The organism is Kitasatospora sp. NE20-6 (genome assembly GCF_045862635.1).
In genome coordinates, this window is record NZ_BPRL01000109.1 from 1 (window position 1) to 17,657 (window position 17,657).

Sequence of the window (17,657 nt, forward strand, 5' to 3'; positions counted from 1 at the left end):
CCGGCACATCACAGCAGCCGACCTGCTCGCCTCGGTCAACGAGCCGCAGACGGAAGTTCATAGGGGCGGACACGGATAACCAACGTGTTGTTCTTTGACGGCTTCACCTGCTGCGGAACTCCTTCCGGTACGCCTCCCGCGCGGACTGGGACAAGATCTCCAAGGCCCTCAAGCCCGTACGCCGGAAAGCCGTGTGCGGGAGAACTGCGTGCACGGTTCGAAGCGGAGGGGACCGGCAACGGGGCATCAGCCACCGTGCCGGTCCCCGATCCCATCAAGAATTCGTCACACGATCTTTCCGGTCGCTGCTGTTGGGACGTGACCGATGTGACGATTCGTCCGTCGGTGATGGCACGGGCAGGAAGCCGCGGGTGGTGAACGACGAGCTGTGGGCTGGCTCAGCTGTAGGCGTTGAACTCCACGATCGACCACCACGAGGTGGACGTCCCGGTCTGGACGACCTTCACGTACCGGGCGTTCTGCAGCGGAAAGTCCACCGTCACCAACGCTCCCGTGCCGCTGCCGGTCGCCACCGCCGACCCCCACGAAGCCCCGTCCGAGGAGAGGAACACCTGGTAGCCGCGGGCGTAGTCGCCCGCGCTGCCGCCGGAGTCCATGGTGATCCGCGTCAGCGGCCGCACCGCGCCGGTGTCCACCGTCACCGACTGGCCCGCGGCCATCGGCACACCCGTGGACCAGCGCGAACCCGCCGCGCCGTCCAGCATGTTCGCCGCCACGTCGCTACCCCCCGACGCCGACGCCGACGCCGTCCACCCCGCACGCGGCAGCAGGGCCGGGCCGCCTCCGGTGCCGCCTCCGGCGGCGTTGAGCAGGTCCAGCGCGCTCTGCTGGCAGCCGTAGTCGGTGCTGCCTGCCCCACCGGCCCAGTGCGGTCCGTACTGGTCGAGCGGGTTGCGGTCCCTGGTGTAGGCGGAGTTCGCCCAGGAGTTGAGGGTCGGGACGTACGGGTGTTCGGGCAGTTGGGAGTTGAGCCGGCCGAGCCCGCGGACGTAGGCGCCCTTGAAGGACGGGCCGTCACCGGTGCAGCCGTCGCCCTCGCCGGGCTCGCGCAGCACCCCGCCGCTCTGGAGCCGGGTGGTGGAGGCGTCGGCGAGGGTGCGTGCGGTGGTCAGCAGGCTCGCGTCACCGGTCGCCCGGTACAGCTCGGTCAGGCCGCCGAGCACCACGCCCTGGTTGTACGTCCAGGTGGGCTGCCCGTTGTTGGCGCAGGCGTCGGTCAGCCCGTCGTTGATCATGTGGTCGGAGTTGATCATCTTGCTGTTCCGGAACCAGGTCCACTCGTTCCTGGCCCGGTTCAGGTAGGTGGTGTCCCCGGGGATGCGATTGTGCAGGGCGGCGGTGAGCTGGAGGAACAGCTCGTTGGTGATCGCGTTCTTGTAGTTGCCGTTCGTGCTCCAGCGCACCCCGCCGCCGCAGGTGCCGTTCCAGTTCGCGAACATGTGGTCGGCGTCCGCGCGTGCGGTGTTGAGGTACCGGCTGTCGCCCGTCCGGTCGTAGGCGGCCACCCAGGCCAGCCCCCACCAGCCGGTGTCGTCGAGGTACTCGTTGGTGAAGTTGCCGCCCTGCGCGCCGATGTTCCGGTCGTAGGTCTCGGCGATGGCGTAGGTGTAGCTGTTCATCCCGGTGACCCGGGCGTTGTCGATGATCGCGGTGAGCGCGTTGGCGCTGGTCCACCAGCCGTTGCCGCCGAAGAGCTTGGTGCTGCGGTCGAACGACATCATGAGCGCGGTCGCCGCCGCGGTGCGCCGGTCCCAGGCGTTCCAGGTGGTGCGCGCCCAGGGGGTGCAGGCGATGGCACTGCCCACCTGTCCGCAGGCCCGCAGGGCGCCGACGCCGCTGTTGTTCCAGTCGTCGACGTTGTACATCAGCGTGCGCCAGCCGTTGCCGCCCGCGGGCACCTTGGTGTCGCCGAGCTTGCCGCCGTTCGTCCAGGTCCGGCCGCCGTCCGTCGAGCGGTCCAGCCACACCTCGTCGCCGGCCGCGGCGCCGGCGATGGAGGCCCAGCCCATCGCGTCGGCGTCGTCGAAGTGCAGCACGAGCGAGCGGCCGGACAGGGTGGCGGACACCGCCTGCCGGTCCTGGGGACTGAGGGCGGGGTCGCGGGTGTCGCAGTACTTGTTGCACACCGTCGCGGCGGCGGCCTCCGTCGGGGCGGCCTGGGCGGCGCCGGCCATGCCGGGTAGGGCCGCGGCCAGGGCGGTGGACAGCAGGGCGGCGCGCAGGGATCGGGACACAGGCATGGGGGTCTCCTGGATCGGGTGGGGGGTGGGGCCGTGGGGGCGTAGGGGGGTGGGGCCGTGGGGGGCGCCCGGTTCGTGGCGTGCGGCGGTGCGGTGTCAGGAGGCGGGCAGTGTCCACTGCTGGGCGGGGCTGCCGTTGCAGTCGAAGATCTGGAGCTGGATACCGTCCGCCGTACCGGAGTTGGGAACGTCCAGGCAGCGTCCGGACTGCGGGTTGCGCAGCGTTTTGGCGGTGGCGTCGTAGGTCCACTGCTGGCCGGAGCCGGTGTTGCAGTCCCACAGCACGACCGGCGTGTTGTTGCCGGTACCGCTGCCGGTCACGGCCACACAGCGCCCGAAGATCCGAAGGGTGCCGTCGCCGGGGACGGTGACCGACTGGGCGGGCGAGCCGTTGCAGCTCCACGACTGGATGCGGTTGCCGTTCGCGGTGGAGGCCGCGTTGTCGTCCAGGCACTTGCCGGCCAGTGCCGAGGTGGTGGCGCCGGTGCGTGTGCGCGGCAGGTTCCACTGCTGGGCGGGGGTGTTGTTGCAGTCGAAGATCTGGAGCTGGATGCCGTCCGCCGTACCGGAGTTGGGTACGTCCAGGCACTTGCCCGAGCCGGTGTTGACCAGGGCGCGGCCCTTCGGCAGCCACTTCTGTCCATCGCTCTGGTTGCAGTCCCACAGCTGGACGAGAGCGCCGTCGGCGGTGGATCCTGCGCTGACGTCCAGGCACTTGCCGGACTGCATGACGGTGCCGTCGCCGGGGAGCGTCCAGCGCTGCGCGGCGGTGTTGTTGCACCCGTAAGACTGCGCTTTGGTGCCGTTGGCGGTGCTGCCGGCGGCTGCGTCCAGGCACTTGCCCGCGATGCCGGAGCCGAGCGGGCCGGTCGGGCCGACCTGGACGCGAGGCGGCCGCGCGTCGCCGTTGCCGTTGTAGGAGGGGGGTGCGGAGCTCGGGCTGGTGGCCCAGTTGGTGTTGGCGGTGGTGCCCAGGGTGAGGTCCAGGGTGGCGCCGTTGATGACGGCGCCGGCCGGGAGGTAGGCGTTGTTCCAGTTGGCGCCGTTGAGGGTGGCGCTCTGGACGTAGGGGGCGTTGGTGGCCGCCTGCGGTGCGTTGACGGTGAGCTTGCTGCCGTTGGCCAGGGTGACGGTGACGTTGGTGAACAGGGGTGAGCCGAGGGCCAGGTCGCCGGTGCCGGGGGTCTCCGGGTAGAAGCCCATGGCGGAGAAGACGTACCAGGCGCTCATGGTGCCGAGATCGTCGTTGCCCACGCTCCAGTTGGCGGGGTTGTTGGGCCAGAGCTGGTTCTGGACGTCACGGACGATCTTCTGGGTCTTCCAGGGCTGGCCGATGTAGTCGTACTCCCAGGGGAGTTCGATGGAGGGCTCGTTGCCGAGGTCCGCGTGCGAGCCGCCGGAGCCGTGGAAGTCGGAGAGCACGCTGTCGAGGTAGGCGGCGAGCTTGGCGTTGCCGCCCATCGCGTCGGCGAGCCCGCGGATGTTGTGGGGGACGGCACCGGTGTACTGCCAGGAGGTGCCCTCGACGAACTGGTCACTGCTGGTCGCGCTGAACCCGCCGCGCCAGGAACCGTCCTTCAGCTTCGGCTGCATGAAGCCGGAGGCGGGGTTGAACACGTTGCGCCAGTCCTGTGCCCGGTTGGCGAACTGGTCCCGGGTGGTGGTGTCACCGAGCGCGCCGACGAACGCCGAGATCGCGAAGTCCTGCGCTGCGTACTCCAGTTGTGTCGCCACCGAGCCGTAGAACCCGTACGCGTACGTGCCGTCGGACGGCAGGTAACCGTAGTTGGACTGGTAGTCGAGCCCCAGTCGGATGCCGTTGCTCACCGATGCCTGCTGCACCATCGCGTTCTTGGCCGCGGCGGTGTCGAAGTCCCGTGCGCCGAAGGCGTAGTAGTCGGCGATGACGGCCGGCCCCGGGTCGCCGTTCATGACATTGGTCTCGGCCGAGTTCAGCGACCACTTCGGCAGGAAGCCGCCCTGGGCGAAGTCGTTGACCAGCGACTGTGCGCTGTCACTGGCCTGCTGCGGGGCGACCAGCGCCTCCAGTTGGGCCTGCGTGCGGTAGATGTCCCAGCCGGAGTAGGTGCCGTACTGCGTCTTCTGCCGACCGCTGACGGTGTGCACCTGGTGGTCGAAGCCCCAGTACCTCCCGTCGCTGTCGCTGATCAGGTTCGGATGCAGCAGCGCGTGGTACAGCGCGGTGTAGAACACCTTCTGCTGGTCCGGGGTGCCGCCCGTGACCGAGACCCGGCCCAGAACGCTGTTCCAGGCGTTGTGCGTCGCGCTACGGACGGCGTTGAAGTCCCAGTTCGGGTTCTCCGCCACCCGGTTGGCGGTGGCACCGGCGATCGAGACGTAGGACAGGCCGACCTTCGCCTGCACCGTACGGGTGCCCGTGGTGTCGAAGGTGATCGAGTTCCCGCCGTTGAACGTGCCGGTGGAGGTGATCGGACGGTCGAAGACCATGTCGAAGTACGCGGTGTACGACGGGCTGGACGCACAGAACAGGCCGGCGTCCACCGAGCCGCTGACCTCGGTGCTGCTCACCTTGGTGAAGTGCAGGTTCGTGGCCTTGTCCGCGTTCAGCTTGAACAGCAGGTTTGCCTGGGTGGTCGAGGGAAACGTGAAGCGCGCCATCCCGGAACGGGCGGTCGCGGTCAGCTCGGTGTTCACGCCGTTGTTGAGGTTGACCGAGTAGGCGCCCGCGCTCGCCGACTCGTTGGCGTGCGAGAACCCGACCGTCGCACCACCGTCGACGCCTCCGACGGTCGGCAGGACCGGGATGTCGCCCATCGCGCCGCAGCCGGGGCCGGAGAGGTGGTTCAGGCTGAACCCGGTGATGGTGTTGTCCGAGTAGGCGTAGCCGCCCCCCGGTGGCCGTGACGGTGTGTCAGGACTCCACTGGACCATGCCGAACGGCGCGTCGGCACCGGGAAAGGTGTTGCCCTCGTGCGACGTCCCGAGCAGTGGGTTGACCAGCGAGGCGGGGTCGGACACCGCGGCCGCGGCCTGAGCCGCCGATGCTCCGGGTACGGCGAGTCCGAGGACCACGAGACAGGCTGCGAGGGGAAGATGCCATCGTTTCATCGTTGCGTCTCCAGAAGACAACAGACGGTCCGTCACCGAGCAGGCTGAGGCTCGGTGCGGTAAGCAAAGAGGAGCCCGGCAACGTTGTCAACGACTGGGATCGAATCGACCCCTCGACTTCAAGTTTCGTAGTAACGGGGCCACCCCTGCCCTCGCGTCATCCCTGAAGGCTCCCTTTTGCACTGGTCAACCGCCCTGTGCAGCAAGCTTGCTGGTGCTGCGCCCACGCTCCTTCAAGTCATCTCATGGAACGTACACCTCGACAAAGCTGTGGAAATCAGACTTCTTGACCCTCACTGGCTTCAAGTCATGACCTAACCGGCGGGGCGGCATCGGCCAGGGCAAGGGCCTGGGTGACGTCGTTGATGTCGGCGGCGGTGATCACGCGGAGCGTGATGCCGCCGCTGCCGGTACACAGCCCCGCCCATCGGCGAGCCTTGTCGGATTTTCACCCCGCCCTTTGCACTCGACGTGTCCAACTCCGGTGTTTCTGAGGAGAGTTGCGAGGCTGTGCCCGTCGCGCCGGGCAGCGGCGACCGGTGGCCCGCGGGATGCGAGGCGAAGCGCGGAGTATTGACGGGGTCCAGAGGGGCGAGTATCTATGAGAGAGCGCTCTCCCACCTCCATCACCCCGAACTCCACGATCCTTACCCTTGCAGACAACGTTGTCATCACCGGAAGGCCTCTCATGCGTCTCTACCGTTTCCGCAGGTGCCGACGGGTGCCGGCGGCCACCGCCGTGCTCGGGATGCTGGGCACGCTGGTCGTGTCCGGTGCTCTCGCTGCCCCTGTGGCCGGTGCCGCGTCCTCGACCGTCATCGACGGCAATGCCCGTTTCGAGGTGCTGAGTCCGACGCTGGTGCGGCTGGAGTACGCCGGGGACGGCGCGTTCCAGGACGGTACGACGTTCAACGTCGTCAACCGGAACTTCCCCGCGGCCGCGTACACCACCGGTGTGACGTCGGACGGCTACCGGGAGATCAGGACCAGCGGGCTGACGCTGCGCTACAAGCAGGGCAGCGGGCCGTTCACCGCGGCGAACCTGTCCGTGACGCTGGCCGGTACCGGTGTCGGCGCGAAGCCCGCCTTTCCCTCGTACTGCGCGGTGGGCGCCGCCTGCGAGGCGGAGAACGACCTGTTCACCGGCCGGGCGGTGGTCGCGTACGACCACGGCGGGCACACCGGGTCGGGGTTCGTCGCGGGCTTCGAACAGGCCGGCGCCGGTCTGGCGCAGGATGTCTCCCAGGTCCCCTCGACCGGCGCCTACCGGCTCCAGGTGCGGTACTCCAACGGGAACTCCGCGGTCGCGGGGCTGTCCACCACCGTCAACGGCGCCGCCGGTCCCGCGCTGAGCTTCCCGACCACCACGTCGTGGGAGAACTGGTCCGTTGCCTCCGCCACGGTGAACCTGACCGCCGGTACCGACACTCTGCGCCTGGTGCAGAACGCGGGCGACACGGGCAAGGTCAACATCGACAGCATCGCCGTGACCCCGGTCGCCACCACCGCCTATCCGACGGCGTCGACCGCGCTGACCACCACCGGTTACGGCGCCGGGCCGACCAACGTGCTGGGCGGCTGGTACCGGTCCCTGGACAACCCGGGGCTGCCGGTGCCCGAGCACCCCGGGATCCTGGACCGCGACGGCTGGTATCTGCTGGACGACACCCGCACCGCACTCCTCAACTCCGCGCACACGGTCACCGACCGGCCGTCGCACGGCGCCCAGCCGTACCAGGACGGTTACCTCTTCGGCTACGGACAGGACTACAAGCAAGGGCTGTCCGACCTCAACGCGCTGACCGGCGGCACCGCCCTTCTGCCGCAGTCCGCGTACGGAGTCTGGTACTCCCGCTACTCGGCCTACTCGGCCGCGGACTACCAGAACACGCTGCTGCCGGCGTTCCGCAGTACCCGCACCCCGGTCGACTGGCTCGTGGTGGACACCGACTGGAAGGCCCCGAACAGCTGGAACGGCTGGAACTGGAACACCGGCCTCTTCCCCGACCCGCAGGGCTTCCTGAACTGGACCAAGCAGCAGGGCCTGTCAGTGGCGATGAACATCCACCCGACGATCGACAGGAACGACCCGAAGTTCGCGGCCACCGACAGCGCGGCCGGCGGTCTGCCGCTGGTCAGCGGGACCACCTACAAGTTCGACTGGTCGAACCCGAAGCACCTTTCCGCCTACCTCGCCCTGCACCAGCCGTTCGAGCAGCAGGGCGTCCGGGAGTGGTGGCTGGACGACTGCTGCGACTCCAGTGCCTCCGACCCGCACGTCGCCGCCGACAACCTGCTCAACCAGGCCTACGCCGACGACTCCACCGCCAAGGGCCTGCGCGGCTTCGCCTTCGCCCGCATCGGCACCTCTCCCCCCAACGGCTTCGCCGGCAACCTCCCCGCCGGTCCCTGGTCGGAGCGGCGCAACACCCTCCACTTCACCGGGGACACCCCTCCCAACTGGGACATGCTGGCCTACGAGGTCCGTTTCACCGCCGACGAGGCCGCCGCCGGCCTGTCGAACGTCAGCCATGACATCGGCAGCTTCCACGGCGGCCACCTCGCCGACGACCTGTACGCCCGCTGGATGCAGTTCGGCGTGTTCCAGCCGATCGACCGGATGCACTCCAACCATGGCGACCGGCTGCCGTGGAACTACACCGGCGCGGCCGCGGCCAGCGCCGAGTCCTCACTGCGGCTGCGCGAGGCCCTGGTCCCGTACACCTACACCCTCGCCCAGCAGGCCAATGCCACCGGCGTGCCGATCGTCCGGCCGATGTACCTGGACTACCCGGCCCAGGACGCCGCGTACACCGCCACGGGCCAGTACCTCTACGGGCCGGGCGTCCTCGTCGCCCCGATCACCACCCCGAACGATGCCGGCGGCAACGGCTCGGCCTCGGTGTGGGTGCCGCCGGGCAGCTGGACCGACTACTTCACCGGCCAGACCTACACCGGCCCCGCCACCGTCACCATCACCGGCCCGCTCTCCCGGATGCCGGTCCTGATCAAGGCAGGCGGCATCATGCCGACCCGCACCGACTACGTTGACAACCAGGGGCAGAGCCCGCTGACGAAGCTCACCGTGAACGTGGCCGCAGGCGGCGACGGCGCCTTCTCCCTCTACTCCGACGCCGGCGAGGGCAACGACTACAAGACCGGAAAGTCCACCTCGGCACCGCTGTCCTGGAACGACACCACTCACACCCTGACCCTGGGTGCCCAGACGGGCTCCTACCCCGGAGCACCCACCGCCCGCGCCTACACCCTGCGGCTGTCCAACTCCGCTGCCCCCACCGCCGTGTCCGTCGACGGCACCCAGCTGCCCGAGACCGACTGGTCCTGGAACGCCGACCACCGCACCGTGACGGTCACCACCGCGTCCCTGCCGCTGGGTTCTTCGCACACCGTCACGCTGACCGGCAGCGCCGACGCCAACCCCACCACCGGTGAGGTGATCGGTGCCGGCGGGCAGTGCCTGGACGTCAAGGGCGGCAACACCGCCGACGGCACCACCCTCCAGCTGTGGGGCTGCAACCACACCGCTGCCCAGACCTTCGCCCGTCCGGCCGACACCACCCTGCGCGTGCTCGGCAAGTGCGTGACCGTCACCGGCGGCGCCACCGGCAACAACGCGCAGGTCAGCCTGGCCGGCTGCACCGGGTCCGGATCCCAGACCTGGACCCACGGCACCAACGGCGCCCTGGTCAACACGGCCTCCGGCCGCTGCCTCGACGTACCCGGCGGCACCACCGCACCCGGCGCCGCGCAACTCCAGATCTACGACTGCAACGCGTCGGCCGCACAGGGGTGGAAGCTGCCGCCCGGACCGCTCACCGGACCCGCCGGCCTGTGCGCCGACGTCGCCAACGCCGACCCGTCACCGACCACCCCCGTCCAGCTCTACAACTGCAACGGCTCCGACGCCCAGCGCTTCTCCGCCCCCGGCGACCAGACGCTGCACGTCCTCGGCGCATGCCTCGACGTGGCATCCGGCGCCACGGCCAACGGCACCCCCACCCAACTGTGGGACTGCAACGGCACCGCCGCCCAGACCTGGGTGACCCGCGCTGACGGCACCCTGCTCAACCCCCGGTCCGGCCGCTGCCTCGACGACAACGGCAACAGGCAACAACCCGGCGACACCCTCCAGATCTGGGACTGCAACAGCACCACCGCACAGCGCTTCAACCTCGGCTGACATCGCTCACAAGGTGGCCGCCACCCATCCCCGTCGCTCATGCCGGAGGGGTACCGCCGCGGCCGGGCCTGCCGGTCGACCCCACGACCGGACCGGCACGCCTGACAGCAACACCCCCGCATCGCGTCGGAGTTGGCAACGACGGCCCGAGCAGGGCAGAACGACACACAGGGCTCCTGGCAGTGCGGACGGCGCAGACAACCACCGCATCCACCAGGAGCCCTGCCGTGCTGTCCGGCGATCGAGCCAATCCCACAGGCAAGACCACCCCTACCTGCCGTCACCGGTTCTCAGCCAGCCGCTGAGAGACGCCCGGCCCACATCGTCCGGGCGGAACAGCACCGGCAGTCCGGAGCGGAATACCGCAGGTTTCATGACGGACCGTCAATTTCCGGAACCGTCCGGACCCACGACCGGCCGCCCAGACCCGCCCCACCCCACCCCGCCCTGCCCCGAAAATCCGGGACGGCCGAGAGAGCGAGCATCCGACGTCACCGGAACCGGACGGGCCCGACAGCACGAACCCGAACCCGACAGGACCCGGCAGCCCGGCCCGGTTCGGTGTTCGTGGAGCGGAAAGGCCACCGCCGGAAGGGGCAGGCCGCACCGGGCACGGTCCGCCGGACCACGGCGCCCTCGGGAGGCGGCCTCGTGGATGTCGTCATGATGCTGCCGTGCTCGGCCTCCGGCCGTCCACCGCGTCCCCGGGGAGGCCGTCCGTGTCTTTGGTGCTGCTGAGTGTCCTGGCAGGCCTGTTGCTGCCCGTCGTCGCCCTCCTGCTGGCCGTCGGCAGAAGGTGGCTCCAGGGGCCCGAGGCGCTGGAACTGCCCTGGCGCTTCCTCTTCGTGGCGGTCCTCGCCGTGCTCCTCCTGGTGATCGGCGCGGGACTGTGGAGCGATGCCACCTGCGGCAGCGACTGCGAGCCGGTGATGACGCCCGTCCACCCCTGACCGGACCCGCACCGGCCTCAGCGCTCCTGGTGCCCGCTGCGGGCCGCCGCACCGAGGCCGGTGATCTCCGGACCGGTCGCCGCGCCGGGCGGGCCGGCGGCTGAAGTTCCCGCGTCGGCTGGTCGTGGACGCCATGCTGTACGTGCTGGTCGGTGGCTGTGCCTGGCGGTTGGTTCCGCACGACCTCGTCCCGTGGGACGTGGCCTACCGGTGGTTTCGTGCGTGGACGGCGGACGGCACCTGGGATCGGGTCCACGACACGCTGCGTGATCGGGTCCGGGTGGCGGACGGCCGGGATCCGCAGCCCTCCGCGGCGGTGCTGGATTCGCAGTCGGCCCGCAGCCACCAGGGCGGGCAGGCGATCGGCTACGACGCGGGCAAGCGGGTGCGGGGCCGCAAGCGGCACCTGCTCGTGGACACCTGCGGTCTCGTGCTGCGGGCGGTCGCGCACTCGGCCTCGGTGCAGGTCACCACGAAGACCCCGGACCCCGCTCTTACCCTCCTCTGGAGCAAGCGGGTCACCACGGCCCGCGCGGAGAAGGCCGCCTTGGTGGTGGTCAACTCCGTGGTCTTTCGCTCCAGCGGCCAGAACCTCACCCTCCCCGGCACCGCCATCGACATGGCCTCCCGCATCAGCAAACCCGTCCTCATCGGCCTCGCCGCCCGCAGCCGCGTCAAACGCTGACCCGGGCCGTCCGGTCCTGTCGTCCGGCCGCTTCCGCGCGCCCACCAAACGCCAGATTTCCGCTCAGCGGCGTTGATTTGGCATTCCCAGGCCCTGGCGGGACGGCCGCAGGGCGAGCTGATCGCTGTCTGCTCCGGCCTCAGCCCACTGCTGGACAAAGCCTTGTGACGGTGCAGACCGCGACCGGCTGCCGGTCACAGGGACCGGCAGCCGGCGCTCGCCATGGCCGGCGGGCGGACGGGTCAGGCGGCGTCCTCGTACAGCCAGCCCGAACACGAGTTCATGTCGTACGTTTGGGCGGCGTAGTTACCGAGGCAGACCCGGTAACCGACCCAACCGGACTCCGGAAGGTCCATGTTGATGTCGAGTCGGGATCCCGCTTTGTAGTGGTTCCAGTCCTTGATCAGCGTGTCGCTGCTGTCGGACCGGTAGTACATGACCATCACCGAGTAGCCGTCGGAGTTGTTGTCCCAGACCAGCAGATGGTCGCCGTCATGGACGAACGACGCCGACCCGTCACAGTAGTTCGGCTCATCGGTGCACAGGTCACCGGTGTGGGTGCCGGGGTAGGTGACGGTGTAGGTGGAGGCGGAGGCAGGGGTGGCCACCGCGAGTACGGCCAGCATGCCTGCGGCAGCGGCGCCTATGAGCTTGGAGTGCTTCTTCATCCTGGTGATCCTCGGATCGATGGTGTCACACCTGCGGCCGACGAGTGCAACAGCGACGGCCGCAGGTGAATCGGGGGCAAACGGATGCTAGCGAAAAGGTTGATCTTGGGCCAGGGCCAGGAGCCGCTTCCTGATCATTCCTCATCGCCGACGCCCCCCCTCGCATCCGGAACCCGGGGCCGGATGTGCATGGTCATCAGCACGCCCGTGCCGCCCGGCCCGAACACCCGCGCTCGACGGCCCCGGCAACGACCGGCGGGGCCGCGCGGCGGTCCACCGCCTGCCGAAGGTCCTTGCGTCGGCGCCCGTGGTGACGTGGAGCGGCGCGAGAGGATGTTCGCGTCGTCAACATGCGGGTTTGGGCAGATTTGAACCCTGTCCGAGATCTCAATTCATGAGGCTTTCGCCCGAGATTTCGCTACAGCTCAAGCGTCGGCGCCGCTCCGGATGATCCCATTTTGAGCTGAAAGCTCCTGTCCGGCTCGAAGAACTCCCGAATGGTCCGCAATTGGTTCACTCGGACGAGTGATGGTCGAATCCAACTCTCTTATGTATCAGTAAAGTTATGGCGATCCAGTCACAGTGCAAGGCCTACCCGAGCGATCTGCCCGATGCCCGCTGGGCCCTGATGGAGCCGATCCTGACCGTCTGGCGGGCCGAACGGCAGAAGACCTCGCTGGGCCTGGGCGGCAAGGTCGCAGATCTGCGCGAGGTCATGAACGCGATCCTGTACGTGAACCGCACGGGGATCGCCTGGCGCTACCTGCCGCACGACCTCCCGCCCCACACGACCGTGTTCTCGCACTTCAGCGCTTGGACCGCGGACGGCACGATCGAGAAACTCGGCATCCGACTGCACCGCCTGGTGCGGGAGAAGGAAGGCCGGGACCCCGAGCCGACCGCTTGCGTGATCGACGCCCAGAGCGTGAAAACCGCACCCAGCGTGCCGACTGCCACTCAGGGCATCGACGCCGGCAAGAAGATCGTCGGCCGCAAGCGCAGCATCGTCGTCGACACGCTCGGCCTCCTCCTGCTCGTCACGGTCACCGCCGCCGACGTCTCCGACAACGAAGCCGGCAAGCAACTCCTCACCCGGCTCGCAGCATCACACCCCGCGGTCACCAAGGCATGGGTCGACACCGGCTACAAGACCCAGGCGATCGAGCACGGGGCGAAGCTGGGCATCGACGTCGTCCCGCGGAACGCCCAGGTCAAGGGCTTCTCGGTCGTGCCGCGCAGGTGGGTGGTCGAGCGCAGCTTCGGCTGGATCATGACGCACCGTCGGCTCGCCCGCGACTACGAGACCAAACCCGAGCACTCCGAGAGCATGATCCGCCTCGCGATGATCTCGAACCTCGCCAAACGAGCAACGGACGAAACCACCATAACCTGGCACAATCCATGAACCATCCCGCAAACGAGCAGGACATCCTCCAAGGAAGCCGGCGGCGGCTGTCTCCATGCTCCGTCCTCTGCCCGGTGCTTCAAGTCACCAGGCCCTGGCGGTAGGCGTAGATGACTACTTGGACGCGGTCGCGGAGTCCTAGTTTGGCGAGGATGCGTGACACGAAGGTTTTAACGGTCTCCTGGCTTATCACAAGGGTTCCGGCGATTTCGCTGTTGGAGAGGCCGGTCGCGATGAGGCGGAGGACTTCCAGTTCGCGGGGGGTCAGCGGGATGTCGTGCGGAGTGCCCTTGGCGGGCCGGATCCGGGCGGCGTACTTGCCCACGAGCTGGCGTGTCACCTCGGGGTCCAGCAGTGACGCGCCCATGGCCACAGTCCTTATTCCATGGAGCAGTTGGGCCGGAGGTGCGTCCTTGAGCAGGAACCCGCTCGCCCCTGCGCGCAGCGCCTCGTAGACGTACTTGTCCAGGTTGAACGTTGTCACCACGAGCACCTTGACGGGATGCGGCACCCCGGCGCCGGCCAGCAGGCGGGTGGCCTCGATACCGTCGAGTACCGGCATGCGTATGTCCATCAGCACGACGTCGGGGCGCAGACGGCCTGCGAGGTCGACTCCGGACTGGCCGTCCCCGCACTCGCCCGCCACTTCGAGGTCTGGCTGGGCGTCGATGATCGTCGCCAGCCCGGTGCGGACCAGGATCTGGTCGTCGCAGAGCAGGACCCGGATCGGCGCGGTCACGACGGGCTCCCTGCGGGTATGCGTGCACGTACGAGGAAGCCGCCGCCTGGCCGCGGGCCCGCGCTGAAGTCGCCGCCCAGCAGGTCGACCCGCTCGCGGAGACCGGCGAGGCCCCGCCCACTCCCGCCGGGGCCCCGGGCCTGTGAGCCGGAACCGTCCGTGTCGACCTTCACGTTGATCTCCTTTTCGCCGTGCTGCACCTGGACCGAGGTGCGGCTGCCATGGGCGTACTTGAGGGCGTTCGTCAGGGCTTCCTGTACGACCCGGTAGGCCACGAGGTCGGAACTGCCGGTCGGTTCCGCCGGCGTGCCCTCCTCGGTGAACTCCACCGGCTGCCCGGCCCGGCGGGTCTGCTCCACGAGGGTGATAAGTCTGCCGATGGTCGGCGTCCTGACCTCGGTGCCATGGTCGGGGTTGAGCAGGTCGAGCAGGTGCCGCAGGTCGGTGATGGACCGTCGGCCGGTCTCGGCGACGGTGGCCAGGGTCTGGTCGAGGCGATCGGGCGAGGCGGTCAGATAGCGTGCCGCCTCGACCTGTACGACCATCGCCGTCACGTGATGGGTCACGATGTCGTGGAGCTCGCGGGCGATGAGGGTGCGTTCGGAGACACGGATGTCCTCGGCCACGCGGCGGCGACGCTCCGCCTCCGCGGCACGAGTGGAGCGCAGCCACGCCCCGGAGCCCCAGGCGAGGACCAGCACCAGGTAGAACGTCACGAACTCGCTCGGCGGCTCGCCCGAGCCGAGCCGGAAGAGCGTGACTGCCAGGGGCACGTAGGCCGCGGAGAAGAGGAGCGCGGTGGCGAGCCGGTGCCGTTCCAGATGGGCTCCCCCGCTCAGTAACGCGATGAGAAGTGCGACGCCCGCGGGCAGGTGGTAGCCGCGGAGCTGATCGACGGCGAAGCCGAGCGACACCAGGGCGAGGCAGACGATCGGCCACCGCCGACGCACGGCGAGCGGGAGAAACTCGAGGGCGGCTGTCAGGGCGGCCAGTGCGTCGGAGGGGCGGGCCGGCACGCCGCCGAGTTGCGTCCCGTGCCGGTGCAATGCCGGCAGGAGCGACACGGTGAGGAGCAGCAGCCCGAGCGAGAGATCGCGGACTGTGACGTCCAACCGGCGCCACAGCTGCGGGACTTGCCGAAGATTGATCACCAGGAAAGTGTAGTGCTGGCCTTGACCCGGTCGGCGTGCCGATGGCGGGGCATCAGATGGTCACGCCGGCGTGCCAGCTGTCAACACCACGCCTGGCAGTACCGGGAACACACTTCCTTCCGGGTTGGAGTCACCGTCGGTCGGCGGCCTCGGGCTCGAAGCCGCGGAGTCCGGTGTTCTTGCCGGATGTTGGTGCCCGAGGCCTCGGTGCCGAAGATGCCGGATGCGGCGAAGTTCCAGCTGGAGTGCAGGCCGATCGGCGCCCACAGCCTGCGGGTGGCCGCGTACGCGGCGCCGAGCACGTCGCCGGTCTCGATCGCGATGACGATGGCGCCCCACAAACCGGTGTGCGGGCCGAGCAGGTGCGACAGGCCGAACAGCCCCACCGCTCGCGTGGCCAGGCCCGGATCCTGACCTCGTGGTCCCCGGGTAAGGCGTTGTTCGCGATGGCGGTCCCGAACAGCGCGACGCCGATCGACACTCCCTGGCCAACGGCTGCCCCTGAGCCTTCCCGGGACATCTCCGTGACCGGGCGGCGCCCGGTCCGTCGCACCACCCACCCATGGACAAGCACCGCAAGAACCACTGTCAGGACGCCGAGGACAAGAGTGAGCCACGGATTCCCCTTCACTACGGCGACGACCTGACTTCCGATCAGGACGACTGCTGCAAAAGCGACAAGCTGCCAGACGGTGCTCATGAAAGAGGCTCCTTCGCCGGACGTGCGGCGGAGCACCGCGGCCGGGTTTCGAAACTCCGCCGGGTGGACCGCTTCGAGCCGGCACACCGACTCCTGCCGGGCGGTCACGGGCGGTCACGGGCGAGCCCGGGCCGGCCCGGAAACGGCCACGCCTGCCACAGGCGTTCACGGCATCCGTGCCCGGCTCCTGACGGGGACCTGTCCCCCATGGGAGCTACGCCGAAGTGTGCTCCAAGGGGTGACGATCGCGGCCTGCGGCGTCCGTAGCGTTCCATGTGGCCGCGGCGCTCGTGCCGGGGCTTCGATGAAGGGCCCCAAGGAGAACAACCATGGATCAGGCAGTCGAACGGGCATTCGTGTCCGTGCTGGTGACCGTAGTGCCGGCGGCCTGACCGAGCCGACGAGAACCGGTCGCCCGCCTGCGGCCGGCACCGTGCCCCTGCTCCCGGAAAGGCAAGCCCAGCATGAGAACCGTCCGAGTCGCACCCGGCGTGCGGCAGACCGTACGGCCCGTCGTAACGGCGATCGCTGCCGGTCTGCTGGTCACCGGCTGCTCCGCAGGCCCTGTCAACGGCGCGGTGCATGTGATGTCGACCCCGCCGGCCATCGCGGCCACTCCGACGGCGCCCGCCACCGGATACGGCGGCCTCACAGGCCTTCCGCTGTCCGCCTACGGCACCTCCGAGCAGGACGACGTCCTGCTCTATCGGACAAACGCGGCGTTGGTTGCCCGCTGCATGAAAAACCTGGGATCCGCAAGCCAAGCAGGCCGGCAGAAGATCCAGGCCACCACGAAGACGCAAGAAGACAAAGAAGCGATCCACCCGGCCGGCGCCTGGGGTTACATCGGCAGTGCGACCGCGAAGCGCATCGGTTTCCACGTCGCAGTGCCGCTCCCGGCCACCAGAAGCCCGACCGGCCAGGCGTTGAAGGACTACAACGCCTGCTGGGACGAGGCGGACAAGCAGTTGCCGTCTCTTGCCGGTACCAAGGGCTGGAAACTCACCCAGGACCTGTTCGGCCAGTCGTTGCAGCAGGTGGCAGCGGACAGCCGGGTCGGTGCCGCGCGTGAGCGCTGGTCGGCTTGCATGGGCGCGATGGGGCACCCGGCCGACGCCCCGGAGAAGGTGGCAGGCGGCCCCTGGGACACCGAGAAGCCGACCTCGGAGGAGATCGCCGCGGCCACGGCCAACGAGTCCTGCACGCAGTCGTCGGGGCTGGCCGCCGTCTACTTCGCTGTCCTTACCGGTTACCAGCAGCAGCTGATATCCGCCAACGTCGAAGTGCTGGCCGGCTACCGGAAACAGGTGCGGGACCGGGTCGACCTGGCGGCACGCCTTCTGGCCGGGCTCCCCGCGACCTGAGGCCGATCTCCACCCGTCATGCCCCGCGCACCGTCTGCCTCCCGCGCGGCAAAGCGCTGACCGAATCGTAATCGGGCGGCCCGCACGGCGATTCGTCGTGTCCGGTCGCATCACCTCTTTTACTGCACTGCAAAGGAGAACTCACATGAACCAAAGGATCAAGCGGACGATCCTGTCCACGCTCGCGGCTTTCGCGGCGGCGGCCTCGCTCACCGTCGTCAACACTCCGCAGGCATCCGCGATCAACGGGGTCGATTGCGCCCTCAGGGACGATTTCCTGAAGATTTACGCGCACGACAAGGCCGGCGGCAACAACAGGGAGTGGTGCTACGCCAACGCCGGGGCGACGACGTGGACGGGTGGCTATGCGCCCGCGTGGCTGGTCAACCTCTCGAGCGGCAACAACGTCGTCCAGTGGCACGGGGACGGAAGGTGGCAGCCTG

11 protein-coding genes and 2 pseudogenes are annotated in these 17,657 nt (G+C 69.0%); 6 read left to right on the forward strand and 7 right to left on the reverse strand.

Going from position 1 to position 17,657, the window contains the following annotated elements; genetic code table 11:
• Window positions 1-398: 398 nt before the first annotated feature.
• From SNE206_RS38870 to SNE206_RS38880, 3 genes and pseudogenes are all read right to left on the reverse strand, one after another.
• Window positions 399-839: a discoidin domain-containing protein gene (locus SNE206_RS38870; protein ID WP_407918333.1), complete on the reverse strand. Its 441-nt coding sequence runs from the start codon at window positions 837-839 to the stop codon at window positions 399-401.
• Window positions 816-2,195 (reverse strand): annotated as a pseudogene (locus tag SNE206_RS38875) (glycoside hydrolase family 76 protein); the annotation flags it as partial. The pseudogene SNE206_RS38875 and the gene SNE206_RS38870, both read right to left, overlap by 24 nt.
• 162 nt (window positions 2,196-2,357) lie before the next feature.
• Window positions 2,358-5,351, reverse strand: coding sequence for a lectin (locus SNE206_RS38880; protein WP_407918323.1), 2,994 nt, complete (start codon window positions 5,349-5,351; stop codon window positions 2,358-2,360).
• A 721-nt stretch (window positions 5,352-6,072) separates the two neighbouring features.
• Here SNE206_RS38880 and SNE206_RS38885 point away from each other — a divergent pair.
• The 3 genes and pseudogenes from SNE206_RS38885 to SNE206_RS38895 all read left to right on the forward strand — a co-directional run.
• Window positions 6,073-9,552, forward strand: a complete 3,480-nt coding sequence (locus tag SNE206_RS38885) for a ricin-type beta-trefoil lectin domain protein (RefSeq protein ID WP_407918324.1) — start codon at window positions 6,073-6,075, stop codon at window positions 9,550-9,552.
• Window positions 9,553-10,271: 719 nt separating this feature from the next.
• On the forward strand, window positions 10,272-10,502 hold the full coding sequence (locus tag SNE206_RS38890; RefSeq protein WP_407918325.1) for a hypothetical protein: 231 nt from the start codon (window positions 10,272-10,274) through the stop codon (window positions 10,500-10,502).
• Between the two features lie 67 nt (window positions 10,503-10,569).
• Window positions 10,570-11,187 (forward strand): annotated as a pseudogene (locus SNE206_RS38895) (transposase); the annotation flags it as partial.
• A 242-nt stretch (window positions 11,188-11,429) separates the two neighbouring features.
• Here the strand turns inward: SNE206_RS38895 and SNE206_RS38900 are convergent.
• Window positions 11,430-11,855, reverse strand: a complete 426-nt coding sequence (locus SNE206_RS38900; RefSeq protein WP_407918326.1) for a hypothetical protein — start codon at window positions 11,853-11,855, stop codon at window positions 11,430-11,432.
• A gap of 565 nt (window positions 11,856-12,420) precedes the next feature.
• Between SNE206_RS38900 and SNE206_RS38905 the strand changes: the two genes are divergently transcribed.
• On the forward strand, window positions 12,421-13,260 hold the full coding sequence (locus SNE206_RS38905) for an IS5 family transposase (protein ID WP_407918327.1): 840 nt from the start codon (window positions 12,421-12,423) through the stop codon (window positions 13,258-13,260).
• Between the two features lie 79 nt (window positions 13,261-13,339).
• On the opposite strand, the gene SNE206_RS38910 is transcribed toward SNE206_RS38905, so the two are convergent.
• From SNE206_RS38910 to SNE206_RS38920, 3 genes are all read right to left on the reverse strand, one after another.
• Window positions 13,340-13,999: a response regulator gene (locus tag SNE206_RS38910; RefSeq protein WP_407918328.1), complete on the reverse strand. Its 660-nt coding sequence runs from the start codon at window positions 13,997-13,999 to the stop codon at window positions 13,340-13,342.
• Window positions 13,996-15,150 carry a sensor histidine kinase gene (locus tag SNE206_RS38915; RefSeq protein ID WP_407918329.1) on the reverse strand — a complete coding sequence of 385 codons (1,155 nt, stop codon included), beginning with the start codon at window positions 15,148-15,150 and terminating at the stop codon, window positions 13,996-13,998. Before SNE206_RS38915 ends, SNE206_RS38910 begins: the two co-directional genes overlap by 4 nt.
• Window positions 15,151-15,230: 80 nt before the next feature.
• The gene (locus SNE206_RS38920; protein WP_407918330.1) at window positions 15,231-15,536 is read right to left on the reverse strand and encodes a lysostaphin resistance A-like protein; all 306 of its coding nucleotides are present in this window, start codon (window positions 15,534-15,536) and stop codon (window positions 15,231-15,233) included.
• A 778-nt stretch (window positions 15,537-16,314) separates the two neighbouring features.
• On the opposite strand from SNE206_RS38920, the gene SNE206_RS38925 reads away from it, so the two are divergent.
• Together SNE206_RS38925 and SNE206_RS38930 are read left to right on the forward strand one after the other, a co-directional pair.
• Window positions 16,315-17,214: a hypothetical protein gene (locus SNE206_RS38925; RefSeq protein ID WP_407918331.1), complete on the forward strand. Its 900-nt coding sequence runs from the start codon at window positions 16,315-16,317 to the stop codon at window positions 17,212-17,214.
• Window positions 17,215-17,359: 145 nt separating this feature from the next.
• A partial coding sequence (locus SNE206_RS38930; RefSeq protein WP_407918332.1) for a hypothetical protein occupies window positions 17,360-17,657 on the forward strand: 298 nt, incomplete at its 3' end.

What these genes read in the sequence shown, in the direction of transcription:
- SNE206_RS38905 (WP_407918327.1), top strand. Translation starts at nt 12,421, where the DNA reads ATGGCGATCCAGTCACAGTGCAAGGCCTACCCGAGCGATCTGCCCGAT.
- SNE206_RS38900 (WP_407918326.1), bottom strand. Translation starts at nt 11,855, where the DNA reads ATGAAGAAGCACTCCAAGCTCATAGGCGCCGCTGCCGCAGGCATGCTG.
- SNE206_RS38880 (WP_407918323.1), bottom strand. Translation starts at nt 5,351, where the DNA reads ATGAAACGATGGCATCTTCCCCTCGCAGCCTGTCTCGTGGTCCTCGGA.
- SNE206_RS38925 (WP_407918331.1), top strand. Translation starts at nt 16,315, where the DNA reads ATGAGAACCGTCCGAGTCGCACCCGGCGTGCGGCAGACCGTACGGCCC.